The organism is Mixta mediterraneensis (assembly GCF_030283135.1).
GTDB classification, from domain to species: Bacteria; Pseudomonadota; Gammaproteobacteria; order Enterobacterales; family Enterobacteriaceae; genus Pantoea; species Pantoea mediterraneensis.
In genome coordinates this window covers 19,533-37,430 of sequence record NZ_JASUAZ010000025.1, presented here as the reverse complement: position 1 = coordinate 37,430, position 17,898 = coordinate 19,533, and the positions used below count along the sequence as shown (strand labels likewise).

The 17,898-nt window shown below is 47.9% G+C and carries 18 protein-coding genes; 5 read left to right on the top strand and 13 right to left on the bottom strand.

What is annotated here, in order from left to right:
- Nucleotides 1–694 precede the first annotated feature (694 nt).
- Nucleotides 695–859 (top strand): hypothetical protein, encoded by a 165-nt coding sequence (locus QRY16_RS14620; protein WP_289777110.1) that lies wholly within the window; start codon nucleotides 695–697, stop codon nucleotides 857–859.
- A 326-nt stretch (nucleotides 860–1,185) separates the two neighbouring features.
- The gene (gene yghX, locus QRY16_RS14610; RefSeq protein WP_289777109.1) at nucleotides 1,186–2,073 is read left to right on the top strand and encodes a YghX family hydrolase; all 888 of its coding nucleotides are present in this window, start codon (nucleotides 1,186–1,188) and stop codon (nucleotides 2,071–2,073) included.
- 41 nt (nucleotides 2,074–2,114) lie between these two features.
- Here the strand turns inward: yghX and QRY16_RS14605 are convergent, their stop codons facing one another.
- From QRY16_RS14605 to QRY16_RS14590, 4 genes are read right to left on the bottom strand one after another with little or no spacing between them, the layout of a single operon-like run.
- Nucleotides 2,115–3,245 (bottom strand): mandelate racemase/muconate lactonizing enzyme family protein, encoded by a 1,131-nt coding sequence (locus QRY16_RS14605; RefSeq protein WP_289777108.1) that lies wholly within the window; start codon nucleotides 3,243–3,245, stop codon nucleotides 2,115–2,117.
- 12 nt (nucleotides 3,246–3,257) lie between these two features.
- Nucleotides 3,258–5,042 (bottom strand): alkaline phosphatase family protein, encoded by a 1,785-nt coding sequence (locus tag QRY16_RS14600; RefSeq protein ID WP_289777107.1) that lies wholly within the window; start codon nucleotides 5,040–5,042, stop codon nucleotides 3,258–3,260.
- A gap of 37 nt (nucleotides 5,043–5,079) precedes the next feature.
- Nucleotides 5,080–5,772, bottom strand: a complete 693-nt coding sequence (locus QRY16_RS14595; RefSeq protein WP_289777106.1) for a GntR family transcriptional regulator — start codon at nucleotides 5,770–5,772, stop codon at nucleotides 5,080–5,082.
- A 3-nt stretch (nucleotides 5,773–5,775) separates the two neighbouring features.
- Complete coding sequence (locus QRY16_RS14590; RefSeq protein WP_289777105.1) at nucleotides 5,776–7,134, bottom strand: MFS transporter; 1,359 nt, start codon at nucleotides 7,132–7,134, stop codon at nucleotides 5,776–5,778.
- Nucleotides 7,135–7,828: 694 nt separating this feature from the next.
- Between QRY16_RS14590 and QRY16_RS14585 the strand changes: the two genes are divergently transcribed.
- Together QRY16_RS14585 and QRY16_RS14580 are read left to right on the top strand one after the other, a co-directional pair.
- Entirely contained in the window at nucleotides 7,829–9,487 is a 1,659-nt protein-coding gene (locus tag QRY16_RS14585) for an alpha,alpha-trehalase (protein WP_289777125.1), read from the top strand.
- A 123-nt stretch (nucleotides 9,488–9,610) separates the two neighbouring features.
- Entirely contained in the window at nucleotides 9,611–10,564 is a 954-nt protein-coding gene (locus QRY16_RS14580) for an aliphatic sulfonate ABC transporter substrate-binding protein (protein WP_289777104.1), read from the top strand.
- A gap of 52 nt (nucleotides 10,565–10,616) precedes the next feature.
- Here the strand turns inward: QRY16_RS14580 and QRY16_RS14575 are convergent, their stop codons facing one another.
- Both QRY16_RS14575 and QRY16_RS14570 read right to left on the bottom strand, forming a co-directional pair.
- A complete protein-coding gene (locus QRY16_RS14575) occupies nucleotides 10,617–11,123 on the bottom strand; it encodes a ferritin-like domain-containing protein (protein ID WP_193404438.1) in 507 nt (168 codons plus the stop codon).
- Nucleotides 11,124–11,137: 14 nt separating this feature from the next.
- Nucleotides 11,138–11,623: a YciE/YciF ferroxidase family protein gene (locus QRY16_RS14570; RefSeq protein ID WP_289777103.1), complete on the bottom strand. Its 486-nt coding sequence runs from the start codon at nucleotides 11,621–11,623 to the stop codon at nucleotides 11,138–11,140.
- Between the two features lie 647 nt (nucleotides 11,624–12,270).
- Here QRY16_RS14570 and QRY16_RS14565 point away from each other — a divergent pair.
- Nucleotides 12,271–12,939, top strand: coding sequence for a response regulator transcription factor (locus QRY16_RS14565; RefSeq protein ID WP_289777102.1), 669 nt, complete (start codon nucleotides 12,271–12,273; stop codon nucleotides 12,937–12,939).
- Nucleotides 12,940–13,046: 107 nt separating this feature from the next.
- Here QRY16_RS14565 and QRY16_RS14560 read toward each other — a convergent pair whose 3' ends face one another.
- From QRY16_RS14560 to QRY16_RS14530, 7 genes are all read right to left on the bottom strand, one after another.
- Nucleotides 13,047–13,292, bottom strand: a complete 246-nt coding sequence (locus QRY16_RS14560) for a hypothetical protein (protein WP_289777101.1) — start codon at nucleotides 13,290–13,292, stop codon at nucleotides 13,047–13,049.
- Nucleotides 13,293–13,306: 14 nt separating this feature from the next.
- Entirely contained in the window at nucleotides 13,307–14,173 is an 867-nt protein-coding gene (locus tag QRY16_RS14555) for an IpaD/SipD/SspD family type III secretion system needle tip protein (protein WP_289777100.1), read from the bottom strand.
- A 132-nt stretch (nucleotides 14,174–14,305) separates the two neighbouring features.
- Entirely contained in the window at nucleotides 14,306–15,049 is a 744-nt protein-coding gene (locus QRY16_RS14550) for a lytic transglycosylase domain-containing protein (protein ID WP_289777099.1), read from the bottom strand.
- On the bottom strand, nucleotides 15,042–16,157 hold the full coding sequence (locus QRY16_RS14545) for an EscU/YscU/HrcU family type III secretion system export apparatus switch protein (protein ID WP_289777098.1): 1,116 nt from the start codon (nucleotides 16,155–16,157) through the stop codon (nucleotides 15,042–15,044). Before QRY16_RS14545 ends, QRY16_RS14550 begins: the two co-directional genes overlap by 8 nt.
- Entirely contained in the window at nucleotides 16,157–16,927 is a 771-nt protein-coding gene (sctT, locus tag QRY16_RS14540; RefSeq protein ID WP_289777097.1) for a type III secretion system export apparatus subunit SctT, read from the bottom strand. Before sctT ends, QRY16_RS14545 begins: the two co-directional genes overlap by 1 nt.
- A gap of 13 nt (nucleotides 16,928–16,940) precedes the next feature.
- On the bottom strand, nucleotides 16,941–17,201 hold the full coding sequence (gene sctS / locus QRY16_RS14535; RefSeq protein WP_193404446.1) for a type III secretion system export apparatus subunit SctS: 261 nt from the start codon (nucleotides 17,199–17,201) through the stop codon (nucleotides 16,941–16,943).
- A 4-nt stretch (nucleotides 17,202–17,205) separates the two neighbouring features.
- Nucleotides 17,206–17,895, bottom strand: coding sequence for an EscR/YscR/HrcR family type III secretion system export apparatus protein (locus QRY16_RS14530; protein WP_419776135.1), 690 nt, complete (start codon nucleotides 17,893–17,895; stop codon nucleotides 17,206–17,208).
- Nucleotides 17,896–17,898 lie beyond the last annotated feature (3 nt).

The following is a 17,898-nucleotide window of genomic DNA, read 5'->3' as shown; positions in this document are numbered from 1 at the left end:
TTTCCGCCGCGAATTTAAAACATTTCGCAGCAGGGAAACAGAAACAATCGGGTGAGTAAAAACTATAACAGTCTTTTTTGATTTCGGTCATTGTTTTTAACAGGAAAAATCTATTTAAAAAGACGATTTAAACGTTAACTTCAACGCCTTTATGTGACACGCATGTTATATTTTGTGGTAATAAAAACCACTCTCCGCTAAGCGAAGCCCGGCAGTGAAATCCGCATCAATGCGCTGTTTTTACATGCTTTTATGATTAAAACCTTACCTTCATAAGCACTTTAAAGAGCTCATCACTCATACAATAATCTTATTTTTTAATGCGTTAGGCCCATTTTTATTTCAACCTGACATTTAAGCTATTTTTTCAGCCTTAAGGTTAATTTACTGGCTTTATAAATATGTGCGAACCTCCTTAGTTCATAACGCCTGCGCTGGCAAATATTGTTAATAAATTGAGTGCCATTTTGCGCACCAATTAACAGTTTTGTTTGTAAAGAAATTTATTAGGTCTCAGAGACTTCCTCGCCAGAAAAATAGCCGGTGAATAATTTATCCGGACGATCACGTTATTTTCACGTACCGTTACGTTATCGCGCTACGCCTCTGGCTGCCTCACCTGGCACGCTGTGCTTTGTTTAAGCAGCACTGCCTCCTGTTAATCCGGATTATCTACGTCAGCAACTATGTCCTTGTGCTGGTGCTGGTGCTGGTGCTGGTGCTGGTGCTGGTGCTGGTGCTGGTGCTGAAAAATAACATCAGTTTCAGGATGCTGATGGGAGAAAAAATTTGCCGGGCGGCCGAAACCAGGAGTTTATACGTCAAGACAGGAGTAATTTGTCCAAATATCAGTAAATAACCGGGGTCAGACACCCTGCTACTGATAGAATGCATGACAGGACAGCAACTGGTTTCACTGACAAACTACCATGGTTGACTGCTGAATTTTATAGCGAACTTCGTACTCTCCAGCCAGTAGCCGTCTGATTTTTCGGGGCTCGAACTACAATAATTGCTCCCAATGCGTGAATCGGTTAACAAGATGGTTGGGACCTGGGTCAATGCCTGAACTGCCCATGTCGCATCAAATTTGTTAGCCAGAGCCAGAAATTCATACAAACGAGTAAATCTGACAGCGTATTACTGGTTCACTTAATTTCCATCAACGCGGGTTAAGGAGTCTTTATGGCACGTCTGACAGCAAAAGATTTTCCGCAGGAACTGCTTGAACTCTACGATTACTACGCCCACGGCAACATCAGTAAACGCGAATTCATTTCTATGGCGAGCAAGCTGGCGATAGGTGGCATGACCGGCGCTACGCTGCTCGGTATGATGAGCCCAAATTACGCCCTGGCTACGCAGGTTGAATTCACGGATCCCGCTATCAAAGCGGAATATATTCACTACCCTTCGCCGCAGGGCCATGGCGAGGTGCGCGGCTATCTGGTGAAACCGACTGTTGCCAGAGGCAACATACCTGCGGTGGTCGTAGTGCATGAGAACCGTGGTCTGAATCCATATATAGAAGACGTGGCGCGCCGGGTGGCGAAAGCGGGTTATATCGCGCTGGCCCCAGATGGATTGAGTTCAATGGGAGGGTATCCCGGCAATGACGATGAAGGCCGGGAGATGCAGGCGCGCGTTGATCCCATCAGGCTGATGAATGACTTTTTCGCTGCAGTTGATTTCTTAATGCACCATAAAGCAGGAAGCGGAAAAGTCGGCATCACCGGATTTTGCTACGGTGGCGGGGTAGCGAATGCCGCAGCGGTTGCCTTCCCGGATTTAACCTGCGCCGTACCTTTTTACGGACGCCAGCCCAGCGCCGGGGACGTTCCCTCGATTAAGGCGCCCCTGCTGCTGCATTATGCCGGGCTGGATAAAAATATTAATGCCGGTTGGCCGACGTATGAAGCGGCACTGAAGCAGAATAATAAGATCTATGAAGCGTATATTTATCCGGGCGTGAACCACGGTTTTCATAATGATTCAACGCCGCGCTACGACAAAGCGGCTGCGGAATTAGCCTGGCGCCGGACGCTGGCGTGGTTTGAAAAATATTTACATTAAACGGGGGTAGATGTGCGCTGCGAAGACAGCGCACATCGCCTTTAAGCCCGATAAAAATTCAGTGCATCGCGGTTAATTTCTATCCCCAGTCCCGGCCCTTCTGGGATCTGTACCCAGCCTTGCTGATGAGTAATCGGAGCCTGCAGGATCGCCTGGCGAATCGGATGCTCGGTCTGATCAAACTCCAGCAACGGCTGCGTTGGCGAAAGCGAGGTGGGCGTATGCGTTGGCACCATCGCCATCCATTGTAGCGATGCGGCGATACCAATGCCGCTGCCCCAGACGTGTGGATTGGTACGTACGCCAAATGCCAGCGCCATATCCGAGATCTTTTTGCATTCTGATAAACCGCCGGCTGCACAAATATCTGGCTGGATAATATCCATCGCATGCGTTGCCAGCACATCACGAAATCCCAGGCGGGTGAACTCGCACTCCCCGCCCGCAACGGGAATGCTCAGCGCCGCTTTTACCGCACGATAACCAGCCAAATCTTCTGGTGGCACCGGCTCTTCGAACCAGCCAATGTCCAGTTCTTCAACTTTACGGCCCAGCTGAATCGCGGCAACCGTATCATAGGCATGGTTAGCATCAATCATCAGCGCCACTTCCGGCCCGATGGTTTCGCGAATCGCGCGTGTCACCGCCACATCCTGCGCCACGCCAAAGCCGACTTTGAGCTTCATCGCCCTGAAGCCCTGCTCTACATATTCCGCCGCTTCTTCGCACAGGTAACTCAGCGGATCGCCGCTGTCACGACGATACAATCCCGTGGCATAAGCCTGTACTTCCGTACGCATTGCTCCGCCCAGCAGTTGATAAGCCGGAACATTAAAATATTTGCCGCGAATATCCCATAATGCAATATCAATGCCACTCAGGCCCTGAACCAGCAACCCTTTCTGACCATGATCGCGCAGCCGTGCGTACAATTCCTGCCAGAGAAACTCACTGCGTAACGGATCGTTGCCAGTCAGCATCGCACCGAGCTCTTCTACCACCGCTCGCGTCAGGCGCGCCGGACCATAACATTCGCCCCAGCCGATAATGCCTTCGTCGGTGACGATCTCAACCAGCATCGCCGTGCGGGTATCGTAGCGGGCGCGTGAATAAGAAAACGGTGTACTCAGCTTTGCTGACAATAAATGGGTATTAACTTCGGTAATTTTCATGCTTTTTTCCTGTTAGCAGGATGCATCCAGCATTTCACGCATAACGCGACCATCAAGATCGCTGCCCGAAATCCCCAGTAAATGTGCGATGGTGGCGGCCGGATCGACCATACGATAGGGGCCGCGTTGCTGGCGATCGTGATAATAGCCCTGGCGGATACCGCGGCCAAAAGCCAGCAGCACGCCGTAGTTAGATCCCATTGCGGTTTCTGCTGTGGGTTTTTGCGGACCGTGATTAGCGCCAGGCTCGGACACCGGACAAATATCCTCCCCGCTCTGACTGACGCCCCAGACAAAACCGGTGTTGTAGGCGAAAATGATGTCGCCCGCGCACTCGCCCCAAAAACCGATCCCTGCTGCATCCTCTTTGCGCAGCGCGATACTTACCGCGTTCCGCACTTGCCCCTGATCGTTTACTTGCCAGTTCGCCAGCGCCTGCAATGCGCGTGCGCAAACATCATCAATATCCGCTACCTCAACCACGCCGCTGGCTTCACGTCCTTTCAGGTTGACGAAAATTTCCAGCCCGCCGCGCTCATCCTTTAAGTACAACGGCGTGCGCGCCATGTCAGGTAAGCCTTGTTCATCCAGCACTGCCAGCTGCTGCTTTTCCAGATAGCGATAGATGTCACACATATAGCGGTTCGGGACAGCCCCGTGATCGGAGGCCAGCATCAGCACCGTTTCATCATCCATCTCATTCATCAGTCGTCCAATGCTGGTATCAAGGATCTGATAGCATTTGCGCATCACCGCGTCATGCTGTTCTGCGTCCTGCGCCTGGTAAAATGGCGAATCAGGATCGCACTGGCCGAGGCAATTATGATGTGATTCATCCACCAGCCGATGGACCGTCGCCCATAAGGCGTAATTTTCACGCTGAGTCAGCGTCAATGCGCTGTCCACCAGCCATTGCGACTGCTCGTCGCCCTCTTGCCAGGTTGCCGACAGGTAATCCCCGTTTGCCGCAGCCTTTGCTACCCATTTGCTGAAAAACGGCCCTTTCTCCAGCAGCTGACGTGCCAGATGCGGGTGCTCCGACAGGGCATAGGCGCGCGTTACCTGACTTTGCAGCAACTCAACATCCTCGTTTTCTGCGTCGCAGCGGCCCAGATAAAAACGCACGCTGCCCGCAATATCCAGCGCGGCCAGGGATAGCCATGGCGACCAGGCCTGTCGCGGTAATGTCACGGTTTCGCTGCCTAAACGCAGCTGCGCCTGACCGGCTTCAATACGCAGCAGCAGCGTGCGGCTGTCGCCGTGCCCGCCATTTAGCGTGAGCTGATAACCTTCGGCGGTTTTCACCAGCGCCTGCCAGGCCCCTTTATTGTGGTAGGCCAGCGATCCCCTGGGTGGCCAACCCAGCGATTGCGGCCTGGCTTCACCCTGAGCAGGTAACCGCGTGGTGTGGCCCATTGGTTTGAAGATTTCACCCGGCCAGGGTTTGCCGCGTCCCCAATAGGGCGCGAAGCTAAAGTGATCGCCATCGGCTTTGATCGATTCAGGAAAATGCACCAGCGCGGCCTTTTTTCCGGCCTGCTGCATGGCAGCCAACAGATTATGGGTAGCCTGATTATCGGGTGGCAGAGATTGCCCACGCCATGAGGTGCCAGGGCTTTGACCGGCGAGAAAAGTCACCCAGTTTACGTCGCCCCATGCTGAGATAAACGGCAGCAGTTCTGCCGCTGCGCCTTGTTGAAACATCCGCGCAATGTTAGGTAATGCGCCCTGCCCGACGTAGCGCTTTAACAGCGGCATCGTTAAACCATCAACGCCAAAAACAATGACTTTACGCATAACAACTCCTGTGTTTTTCCGCCAACACTCAGCGCGCTTACAGCGGAGAGAGCCTGACGCCAGGTGAAGGAAAATTAGGGCTATGCATTAACCCCAGAAGAATACTGTCGAGGCTGCTGCGGATATGTTCACGCATACGCTGCCCTGCCTGTTCAGCATCGCGCGCCATCAGCGCTGCCAGAATCGCCCGATGTTCATGCCAGGATTGCAGCTTGCGTCCCGGCAATTTCATGGCGATAACATGGAACATCTCCAGCCGATCGAGATAGAGCGTCATGATGCTGTTGAGGTAGGGATTACCGGCATATTCAAGGATCAAAACATGCAGGGCATCACCCGCGTCGGTGGCGTTGGCTTCATCATTAACCAATGAATCTTCCAGCGCTGCCAGCGCCAGCTCCATCTGATACAGCTTTTCGTCCGGGATACAGGACGCCGCCTGATGTGTCGCAATGCCTTCCAGCGCTTCACGAATCACAAATAGCTGCTGAATGTCCTGCAGTTTGATCTCGCTGACAAACCAGCCTTTACGCGGGGTCAGCTCAACAAACTTTTCCTGCTGTAGCCGGTAAAGTGCCTCACGGATAGGCGTACGGCTCATTTCCAGCGTTTCAATTAACCCCATTTCAGTCAGCGAACTGCCGGGCGCGAGCTCCATTCCCAGGATCATTCGTTTGATCTTGTGATAGGCAATGTCGCTGAGTGAGGCTTTAAAGTGTGGTGTTTCCATTCCTCATCCTCCTGTCTGCTCGTCATGGCGTAGCGTGAAGCGCTGAATGCGGCCCACAACAAACAGATAGCAAATCGCCACCACCAGTGCGTGAGCAATCACGAACCACAGCACACCGTTAAATGACCCGGTTATCTGCAAAATGAAACCGATAATAATTGGCGTGGTAATGCTGGAGGCGTTACTAAAGGTGTTCAGCACGCTACCGGAAAGCCCGGCAATCTCTTTCGGTGCGGTATCGGCGTTCACCGTCCAGCCCATGCCACCGATGCCTTTGCCAAGGAATGAAGCGGCCATAATAGCGATAACCGCGGTTTCAGAATCCGTGTAGTTACAAGCCACCATTACGCTGCATAACAGCATGCCGCAGACGATCGGTAGCTTACGCGCCAGCGACAGCGACATGCCGCGCCGAATCAGTAAGTCGGAGCAAAAGCCGCCCAGAATCCCGCCCAGAAAGCCACATACCGCCGGGATCGCCGCCACAAATCCCGCCTTCATAATGGTCATCTGCTTTTCCTGCACCAGGTACACCGGGAACCAGGTAATAAAGAAGAAGCCGATAGCGTTCAGGCAATATTGTGCCAGGTAGATACCGAGCATCATACGGCTGGTAAGCAGCTGCTTAAGGTATGAAAGACGTGGACGCTGATTATCCGCGCGATCCATATTCACCAGCGCACCGCCCGCTTCGATATGTTCGATCTCGGCCTGATTCGCCTGCGGATGTTTAAGCGGATCGTGTACCAGTTTGCGAAACACGGGCAGAAAGGCGATACCGATCAGTCCAAGCACGGTAAATACCGAGTGCCAGCCAAAAGTATGGGCCAGCCAGCCCATTAGCGGCGCGAAAAATACCGTTGCGCCATATTGCGCCGACGCAAAAATGGCCGCCGCCGTGCCACGCTCCGTTGCCGGGAACCACGCTGCAACGATGCGGCTGTTAGCGGGGAACGAGGGCGCTTCTGAAGCGCCGACCATAAAGCGCAGGCAGAACACCACAATTAACGCCGCGCCGCCGGTAACAAAGCCTGCCAGGCCCGTCATTAGAGTAAACAGCGACCAGAAGAAAATACTCAGGCTGTAAATCAATTTTGAGCCGTAGCGATCCAGCAACCAGCCGCCGGGCAGCTGAAACAGCACATACGCCCAGCCAAATGCGGAGAAGATGATCCCCATATCCACCGCATTCAGTCCCAGATCTTTTGCCATGCCAGGCCCGGCAAGGGAGATTGAGGCGCGGTCCGCGTAGTTAATCAGGGTGACAAAGAATAAGGCTGCCACCACCATCCAGCGGATGTTGGTTTTTTTCGCTGTCGTGGCGTGATCAATTGCCAGTGTTTTTTCATTTCCCTGCGACATAAGTAACCTCTCGGGTTGAAGCCAGTCGGGCAGACGCTGCGCCGGGTTAACGGGCAGCAAACACGTCTCTGTATGCTTTGTGGTGCCGTTAAACTCCCCACAAAACGTGGGATGCCGTTTGCATTCGGATTGTATACAACTTAGATACAGCCCCAGCGTGATGCAATCAGGGTTACGCGTAACACGTTGAAAGGATGTTAAATATGTGATCACAATCTTAAGAAGAATGCTTTAACGTAAGCGGAAGATGAAGCTGATTTTTGGCAGGGATAACAAATCTTTTGTGTCAAATAAGCGGGCGGCTGCGTTTTCCGTCAGGAGTAAGTGATTGTCCTTGTTCCATACTTTACAGCGACGGGCAGCGACTTATTTTTAACGCGTGAACCACCAGAGGGAAATCACCGTTGCGTATGCCACGATATGCACCAGGTTTTGCACCGCAAAACTTATCAAAATGTTAATAAAAGCCACTTTTTGTCAGTCTAAAACGATTTATTTAGTTACCTAAAGGATTCATCTGAAATGCGTTTTTTATGGAAAGCCGCATATTTAGTTGATATGGCTATAAATTCTGCGCAATAAGCGATTAATAGGCAATTTTTATCACGTCCATAGGCAATCTGCATTGTTGTCTGCCAGATGGAGGGGGTTATAATTTGGTCTTTGTGCAACCCGGACTGTTCAGGAGGCCGCTATTAATACTACACGCCAGCAACTTAATGCATTCGAAGAGGTTCGTGCAGGGGCGGAAGTTGAGTATCTATACGATCCCCATGAACTAAAACTGGATGGCATGCAAGATTCTGAACCGGAACCAGAGCATATTGAAGGCTTACCGGCTCCGGACGCGCTGACGCCTGCAGATCGCTACCTTGAACTGTTTGAACAGGTTCAGATGTCGCACATCTTTGAGGATAGCAAAACCTTTCCTGACTGTTCGCCAAAATACGATCCACTCGACGTGCTGATGCGTTATCGTCGGCAAAAACGCAGCAAAGATTTCGATCTGTCGCGTTTCGTCGCCGATCACTTCTATTTACCTGGCGTGAACGAGAGTTTTTACGTCTCGAATCCTGACAAAACGCTGAACGAGCACATTGATGAATTATGGCCCGTACTGACCAAAATGCCGCAGCAACATATGCCGCATTCATCACTGTTGCCGCTACCAAAACCGTATGTAGTGCCGGGTGGGCGCTTTGGTGAGACCTATTACTGGGATTCTTATTTCACCATGCTCGGCCTGGCGGAATCCGGCCGCGACGATTTGCTGCGCCATATGGCAGATAACTTTGCCTGGCTTATCGATAATTATGGTCATATTCCCAACGGCAACCGCACCTATTACCTCAGCCGCTCGCAGCCGCCCGTATTTGCGCTAATGGTTGAGCTGTTTGAAGAAGATGGTGTACGGGGTGCAAAACGGTATCTGGAACAGCTGATGAAGGAATATCAGTTCTGGATGGATGGTGCGGGTGAACTGATGCCAAATCAAGCCTATCGCCACGTGGTGCGTATGCCGAATGGTTCCCTGTTGAACCGTTACTGGGATGATCGCGATACACCGCGCGATGAGTCATGGATCGAAGATGTGGAAACCGCGCGTCAGTCAAAACGCCCCGCCAGCGAGGTGTACCGTGACCTGCGCGCGGGTGCGGCTTCTGGTTGGGATTATTCATCACGCTGGCTGCGTAATCCAAAACGTCTGGCAAGCATTCGTACCACACAATTTATTCCCATCGATCTCAATGCGTTTCTTTATAAGCTTGAGTTGATGATTGCTACGCTGTCGCATGCCAAAGGCGAAGAATTAACCGCCCTGGCCTGGCAAAAGAAGGCCGAGGCGCGTAAGCGTGCCATTACGCGTTATTTGTGGGACAGCACCGCGGGTGTTTTCCGCGATTACGACTGGCGTCGTGAGCGTTTTGGCGCCTTTACTGCGGCGGCGGTGGTGCCGCTGTTTGTCGGTCTGGCTACGCCACATCAGGCACATCTGCAAGCTATCGCGCTGCGTCAGCTGCTGCTGAGCAATGGCGGGCTGGTTACCTCCATGGTAGATAGCGGCGAACAATGGGATGCACCAAACGGTTGGGCGCCTATGCAGTGGATGGCCGTTGTCGGCCTGAATAATTACGGCGAAGAGACGCTGGCCAGTGAAATTGCCGTTAACTGGCTGAATACGGTTAATAACTTCTATCAACTGCACCACAAGCTGGTTGAGAAGTATGACATCAGCGGCGATCGAGCCCGTCCTGGTGGCGGCGGTGAATATCCATTGCAGGATGGATTTGGCTGGACGAATGGTGTCACGCGCCGCCTGATGGCGATGTACGGCCATTTAATGGCTGATTAACTACCTGCCACGCAGCGAATATGCGCTGCGTGGCAAAGCTTATGAGAAAACGGCGTTTAGCCGGCGACAGGTGCTCCCCTATTATCGCCAAAGGCTTCATCGTTTAACTCATAAGGATGCATCATGACACGCCTTAAAACTGTTAGCGGCGCCCTGTTGGCCGCCGCTTTGTTTTCGCTTCCGCTTCACGCCGCAGAACAAACTTTACGTATCGGTTATCAAAAATCATCGACCTTGCTGACCCTGATTAAACAGCGCGGCGAGCTGGATAAAACCCTCGCCAGTCAGGGCGTAAAAGTCAGTTGGCATGAGTTCTCCAGCGGCTTGCCATTACTCGAAGCACTTAATTTGAATAACGTTGATTTATCGGCCGATGTCGCTGATACGGTGCCGATTTTTGCCCAGGCGGCGGGCGCAAATCTGACTTATTATGCCCGCGAAACGCCGTCACCGAATGCGCAGGCGATTCTGGTCCCGGCTGATTCGCCGATTAATCGCCTGCAGGACTTAAAAGGAAAAAAGATTGCCGTGACTAAAGCGGCGGGCAGCCATTATTTACTGATTGCGGCGCTAAATAAGGCGGGTTTGAAATTTAGCGATATTACCCCCGCCTGGCTGACGCCTGCTGATGGTCGCGCTGCGCTGGAAAACGGCAGCGTTGCCGCCTGGGTTACCTGGGAGCCATACGTAACCAGTGCGAAAGTGGAAGAGCATGCACGCGTCCTGACGAGCGGCAAAGGCCTGGCAAGTTACCAGCGCTATTATCTGGCCTCAACAGATTATGCTAAAGCGCATCCTGACGTACTGAATGCTGTCTATAAATCGCTGGAATCGCAAGCCGCGTGGCTAAAAACACATCCTGCTGATGCTGCGAAAATACTTTCGCCATTATGGGGAAAACTGCCAACTTCAACGGTTGAGCAAGCCAACGCTCAACGCAGTTATCAAATCAAACCGGTTAAACCGACGGTTCTGGCTGAACAGCAAAAAATTGCTGATGCTTTTTATCAGGCGAAGCTATTACCTAAACCGATCAACGCGCAAGCGGTTAACACCTGGCAACCTGCTTCGCCATAAACGCACTGCCTTGCCAGGAATGGGGTTTAAAAGCATTCCTGGCCGTTATGCCCTATTTCTTCGCTTCTACACCCGGCTGCGATGAACGCTGTAAGAACTGCTGCGTGACTTCTGGCAAATGCGTATAAAGCCATTCAGCCATCGCAATCTCCTGCTCGCGGATTTGGGTCAGAATGGAAACGCCTTCAGCATCACCCACCTGCTCCGCAGCAGCAATCAGGCTTGTATAGCTGGCAATTTCGAAGTTTTCGAATACATAGCCGCTAATACCGCCTTTGACGACTTCGTCCGGTGTGGTCATACCGCCAATTGCCTGTCCAAATGCAGACATTTTTCCCATCGCATCTTTTAGCGCTGACTTGTGTATGTCGTGGCGTTCAAGTAACTGCTTCAGCATGGCCTGCTGCTGCTTAGTTTCTTCAATATGTTGAGTAATACGCTGTTTTAGCGCCGGATAGTGCTCAAGGCGGTCGGCCATTTTATTCAGCATACTTTCAGCCTGCTGTTCCATGGCATGCGCATCACGCAACCAGTCATGATAGTTTTCTTCTGGGGACATAAGGTTTCTCCTTCTCAGGAAGTAACAGTGATGGATTCAGCGACATCAGTCAGCTTTTCATCCGTTTGTTTCTCTTCGCTTAGCGTCTCCGCCAGCAGCTCCGCAGCCCTGGTATAGCCGAGTTTTGTCGCCAGCGCATAAAGCGTGCCGTAGGTGGCTATTTCATAATGCTCAACTTTTTGGGCAGCGCCGATGAGTCCCTGATCGCGAATTTCGCCTTTTTCAACCGAATCGATAATTTCTTGCGCTTCTTCTACCAGTCCTTCCAGCGCATGGCATTTCATGCGTTTCATTTTAACTTCTGGCGTCGCTTCGACAATTTCATCCAGCCGCTCTATTTGCCCTTGTGTTTCCTCAAGGTGCTGCTTAAAGGCGGCGATCAGTTTTTCATCGCTAGCCGCTCGCGCCATTTTTGGCAACGCACGGGTTATTTGTTTCTCAGCACTGTAAATATCCGACAGATCATGGATAAAGAGATCGTTCAATGTCTTAACCGTCATCACTCTCGCCTCATTTTTTGTTTCATTACATTAAGCATTGGTACCGTTTGGCGGTCGTTAGTTAAACCCCTTTAAAACTTTAGCTTATTAATGTCAGCTTGCTAAATAGCTGCGCATAACAGTCGATCGCCTTAAAGAAAAAAGATCAAAATAGGTGATCTGCCGCATCGTCAAAAAAATTATTATCGTCAGCCTGACTAAGCGATACGACTCATAGCCGCAATAAAAAATTCTCGTTTATCTGTCTGCTGAAAAAGCTGAAAGCAACCTGTCTACGAACTGAAATTAACAGGGTCCATTGATAACTCAGTCATTTACAAAAGAAGAGAGCCCTACGCTGGCCGAAGGGAAACGCAAAAACAGACAGCATGTTACATGAGATAATTTCCTGAAAAATAACTGATTTTAGACGGTAATGCCGGGTCTGAGACAACAGTTCCATTTTTGTAGCGCCTCCTTTGCTGATTAGCCCGCACTGCCTCGTTTTTTTTCACAGCTGCCTTCAATTTCAAAAATTACAAAAAAGTAAGATATTTATCCAGAAAAACCTATAGAGCATCAGGTCTGTTTTCCGTACCATCTGTGAGCCTTAACTGTCAGCACAATGAAGCTAAAATGAAAATATATAAATTTGAGGGATTAAATAAATGATAATAGATAAAAAAATACGTATAGCTGTCGCTGATCCTTATCCCATAATCACCAGTGCTTTAATTGAAAAAATCGATAAGTTTGATGAATTTTTTACCGTATTTTATGCCGGTACAGGTGAGGAACTCGTACGTAAAATCAATGCTGAGGTGAGTCAGCTAGATGTTCTGTTAACTGATTTAAACTTTTCTCATGGCGGAAATGATGATGGGTTTCGTCTGATAAAAAAAATTCACAACTCAGGAAAAGTAAAAAAAATTTTTATTTTTAGCGATATGAAAGATACGTTAACGCTCAGCCAGTTACTTGAGCAACCGCTTGCCGGTATTATCAGTAAACGCGACGATCTTAATATCGAACTGCAACGTATTATCAAACAATGTGCTTCAGTACATGACAAAAAGAAATGTTACTTCTCCCCTGCTATTCGGCATATTTTAGGAAATCTGGAGCAGCGTGCTTTCTCGCCCATTCTGACGCCGCGTGAGTTTGAAGTCGTCAAGCTTTATGCTGAAGGCATGCGTCTGAAAGAGATCGCTTCTCGCCTGAAGCGTTCAGTGGGAACCATTGCGGTACATAAATATAATGCCATGAAAAAAATGAATTTTGACAATAATGCTCAGCTTATTGATTTCGCACGTCAGGCGGGTATTTACCGTTTATAGAATGCCTGATGGGAGTAAATATTTTTATCAAAATACGAGACGGGTTCACAGGTTTGACATCTGAAGTAAAGCGCCATACCGGGTTTCCTCTGGTATGGCGCTTATGTTTACCATTCACTATCTTTTAACATTTCATTTTCATCATCCGGGTTGAAGATACTGTTCATAAAATCATCCCGTACTATTTGCATCATCAGTTCTGTTATTAACGTGTCCGGAGCGAGAGCATCTGGCCCGCTATCTGTACTGGCTGCACGTTCCGCATAACGCTGTTCAAGCGGCGTTACTACTCCGACCCCGTCACGATATGCTGTAACCTGTGTATTTAAATCTGCTGGCTTAACCGCGGTCATTATCGTTTCCCTTATCAATTCCTTAGAAACTCTTTATCTGCCTGGTAGAGCGCATCCATTGTTGACGACAGGATTTTTGCCAGATTATTAAAGAGAGTGTTCGCCTGAGAATATTTTTGGCTGACGACTTGCGTATCACTTTCTACCGTACTGTTTGCGCTGTTAATGGTGTTTTGCCATTCATTAAATGCGGCCATTGAAACAGAAATAGTAACGTCCGTAGTATTAGGCCTTTCCCATAACGCGACCAGCATGTCCTCTACCGGACTGGTATTAACAAAAAAAACAAAGCTCCCACCCTGATCTTCCCTTTGGTAATCTAAACCAAGTTGTTCTTTCCAGTATTTTGCGACTTCCTCATTATCAACCTTAAGTAGGATGGTCTTCGTTTTCCACTTATCTCTAAAATCAGTCAGCAACTCCGAAATTGAGCCCCTAGATATAGTAACTTCATCTTTGCCGGCCGTGATTAAGTCAGACATTTTCGTTTTTAGTTGGTTAAATTCACTCATAAACTGCTGGTATTTCTCAGTAACTTCACTGTAAATATCCATATAGTCACTTTGCAATGTATTCAGTTTTTTTACGACATCAGCATAAATTTCCCAGCTGCTGAGGCTGTCTTTCGCCTCTTTCATATCCTGAATATTATTCAGCGCGTCCTCTAACATATCCTGGGCGGGAGAGGCATCGATTTGCAATCCGGCTTCACTACGTTGCAGAGCATCCACATCGGAAAAATAATCGAACAGGTCATGGCTAAATAATTTTATTCTATTTGTATATTCCGTTTCGCACTGCTGTTGATTAAATAATTCACCCTCCGGCACAGAAGATGTATGGGGCGAGGGATTAACAGAAGAAGAGATGACCACAGCCATAGGCCCGTCCTTTTTATGCGTTATTGCTTAAGTGTAATGTCATGATGTTGTATCAATTTATTATGCGATAAGCTTTTTTACATAACTTGCAAAAATTGCCTCTGCGTGGCTCTTCTGCTTTTCAGTGAAGCACTAACTTTTATACTGATAGTGTTGCCAGTGCTTAATTATTTTCCTGATATATTTCTGAGTTTCTTTATAAGGAGGAACATGATTATGATAACGGGCAACGCCTCCTGGCCCGGCGTTATAAGCAGCCAGAATTAACTCCAGGTCATTATTATAGCGCTCAGTCAGCCAGGCGATAAAATAGACACCCAGGTTAATATTTTTTTCCGGGTCGTGCAAATCGTAGAATTCTTCTGGCAAGCCCATTATCTTAACCAGCCACCTTCCCGTTTCAGGCATGATTTGCATCAGACCAATCGCGCCAACGGGTGATTTTGCCTGTGGATTAAAATCAGATTCAACCGCAATAACTGCTTTCACAAGTAAGGGATCCACCCGGTATTTCTTCGCATAACTATGGATAATGCTATCCCAGCGATCCTTGTGGTTAGGCTGCCTGACTGACCGGGAAAGCGTGCTGTTCGGCCTTCTCGTGGTGGGAACAACGATACGATTCCCCTGCTGATAGTGTTGTAATTGCATTCTGATGGCCTGCGGTAATTCAGGTTGCGCAGAGCAATTCTTATATCCACGATGCCGTGGACTATCAGCAACCTGAGTAATACCGTTTGTATCAGTAAAACACCATTTTTTAGCCTGCGCCGCAGGAATAACAGACATTCCTGTAAGAATTGTCATTACATAGATCAACAGCTTAAATTTATCATACCCGCACTGCCACGGATGCTTTATTCTTAATTTAAGCATGCTCATCCTTATTATCTTTTTGTGTCTCACTGCCCGGGTTTCCTGGTTGCTCAGTTTCTTCAACGTCAACATCATGCTGTTGCCATTGCTGTTCAACCTGCTCCAGCCAGGTAAGGATTTGCATGATTTCCAGAATGTTGTCTTGCTCAACAAACTGGTATTGTTTTGCTGTTTTAAAAATTCGGCGTGCCAGTGGAATGTTTCTTATCACAGGTACCCCATGCTTTTCAGCATACCGAATCACTACCACTGCTTTTGCATTTTGCTCAACAAGAGAAACAAAGGGTAAATGGCAGATTTCATCATTAAAATAGATACCAATAGCTATATGCGTTGGGTTTGCCAGAATAAATTTTGAGCTTTTTATATCGGCCTTCGTCTGCTCCGAAAGCAATTCCTGATGAACTCTTCTTCGGTTGCGCTTTATTTCAGGATTACCTTCCATATTCTTGTGTTCCTGTTTGACTTCATGTTGGCTCATCATAAGCTCTTTGATATACATGAAGAATTCAACCAGGGCATCAATTGCGACCACAAACAATACGGGTAATAACATATAAAAAAACAAGACTGGGATAAGCTCCCGCCATTTTTCAATATACTTTTCCAGCTCATAGTTTGGAAGATTGAAAATTTCAGCCTTATGTATATAAGTAAAAATCACCACACCAGACAACGATCCAAGCAGATATAAGATAACTTTTATCGCTTCCTTTAAGGTGCGCATGCTGAATATTTTCTTGAAACCAGCAACAGGATTAAGTTTATTAAAATCGATGCGAATTGCCTCTGTTGCCAGATGGAACCGGGTTTGAATCAATGTCGGCAAAATCGTAAGTGCTAATGATACGCCAATGATGCCAGCAATTAGCTTAAAAAAACTCAAGCATATTAGCCGAATATAATCGCCTAGTGGCATGGAAAACCCATCTGCATTAAAAAAATCAAAGCTAAACATCAGATCGGTGCGGTCTATAGTCAAAAAAACAAAGCCAGAGACGCCGATAAGGATAATCCAGTTAACCAGTTCACGGCTGAAGAATATCTGCCCTTTTTTGGCAGAATCTTTCTTTTTCTTTGTCGTGGGTTTCTCTGTTTTTTGCTGCATTATGGTCGGGCTCTATCGGGCAGCAAAAATAGAATATCTTGCCCTGCCAGCTGAGGTGCCATAATCTGGGTAAGATAGATAAGTAATACCGTAAAAGCGATAAAACTTTTTATACTCAGTGCAACAGAAAAAGCATTAAGCTGTGGCGCAAACCTTGATAATATACCGGTTGCCGTCTCAACCAAAAATAAAGCCAGTAATACCGGACCTACGAGAATAACCGCTTTTAACAGCATTTCACCGATCAGCGATGACAGTTTGATAAGCGTCTCTTTATTGGTGGTTAAGGGAATATTAAGCGGATACAGAATATAGCTCTGGTACAGAAATTTAACTAAATCGATCATGCCACCGCTGAGCATAAAAATGGCGCTGTAAAAAATATTCATAAAATTAGCCATTACTGAGGTTTCGACCCCAACGCCTGGATTCATCGTGCTACTGATGGTTGCGCCTCGTTGGTTATCAATAATTTCACCAATAGCCAGAGCGGTCCAGAATGGCAAGGCAAGGCAGCAGCCACAAAGCAATCCAATAACCAGTTCTTTAAGGATGACAGGAATGACCGGCTGTGACGTTAAATCAACAAATTGCTGATTAAGCAACGGGTAGAGACCCAGTACAATCAAGCAGACGATAACATTTTTGACAATCATTCCTCCCATTAACTGACTGTTAAACCACGGGAGAAACACGAAAGCAGGTAATATTCTGGCCAGACCAATAATAATCAACAGAATGCTATGATTAAATTCGCTATAAATACCCATCGGTCAAATCCTGTCAGGGTGTTCTGAACGCCATATTCAGAACCTCTAGCGAAAAGCCCTTCAAAGTCGAGATAAACCAGGAAGAAGTGAAAAACAGGCAGCTGCAAACAGCCAGTAATTTAATACCAAATGGTAATGTTTGCTCCTGAATATGCGTTACGCCCTGAATAAGCGCTATAACTAAGCCGACAACAGTGGCAACCATAACCGGTACGGCTGAAAGCTGAAGTATCAAATACAATGCTTTGTTCCCGAGGTAAAAAATATTTTCCATGTTATTACCCTGCCGTATTCCACAAAGATGAGTATTGCATCACTATGCCAGTGGCGACTTTTGTCCAGCCATCAATCGCCACAAACAGTATCAATTTAATTGGTAAGGAAATAGTTACCGGGCTCATCATCATCATTCCCAATGCCAGCAGAATATTAGAAACCAACAGGTCGATAACGATAAAAGGCAGATAGATATAAAAACCCAGTATGAAAGCGCTTTTTATTTCACTGAGTGCATAACTTACCAGTAAAGAGAAAATGGATGTGTTTTCAACAGACTGTATTTCCTGTTCGATAAGATCATTGTTTTTACTGTCACTGCGTTGATTGTAAATATTATTGAAAAATGACAGCAATTCTTTATCTGAGAACTGATAAAGATATTTTTTATAGTCCACTAGCCCATTGTTAATGAAACTTTCAACCGACTCCACGCTATCAAACCTGACACCTTCCTCGCGATAATAGTCATATCCCTTATTCGCAACCGGCATCATAATAAAAGCCGTCAGTAATAACGCTATTCCGTTAAGCGTCATCGTTGAGGGCACCTGTTGTAAACCGATAGCGTTCCGAATAAGCGAAAAAACGATTGAGAATTTAATAAAGCAGGTTCCACCCGCAATAATAAATGGCAATAACGTTGCAAGCCCCAATATTCCTATCAGGGAAATATCATTCATCTGCCACATTTG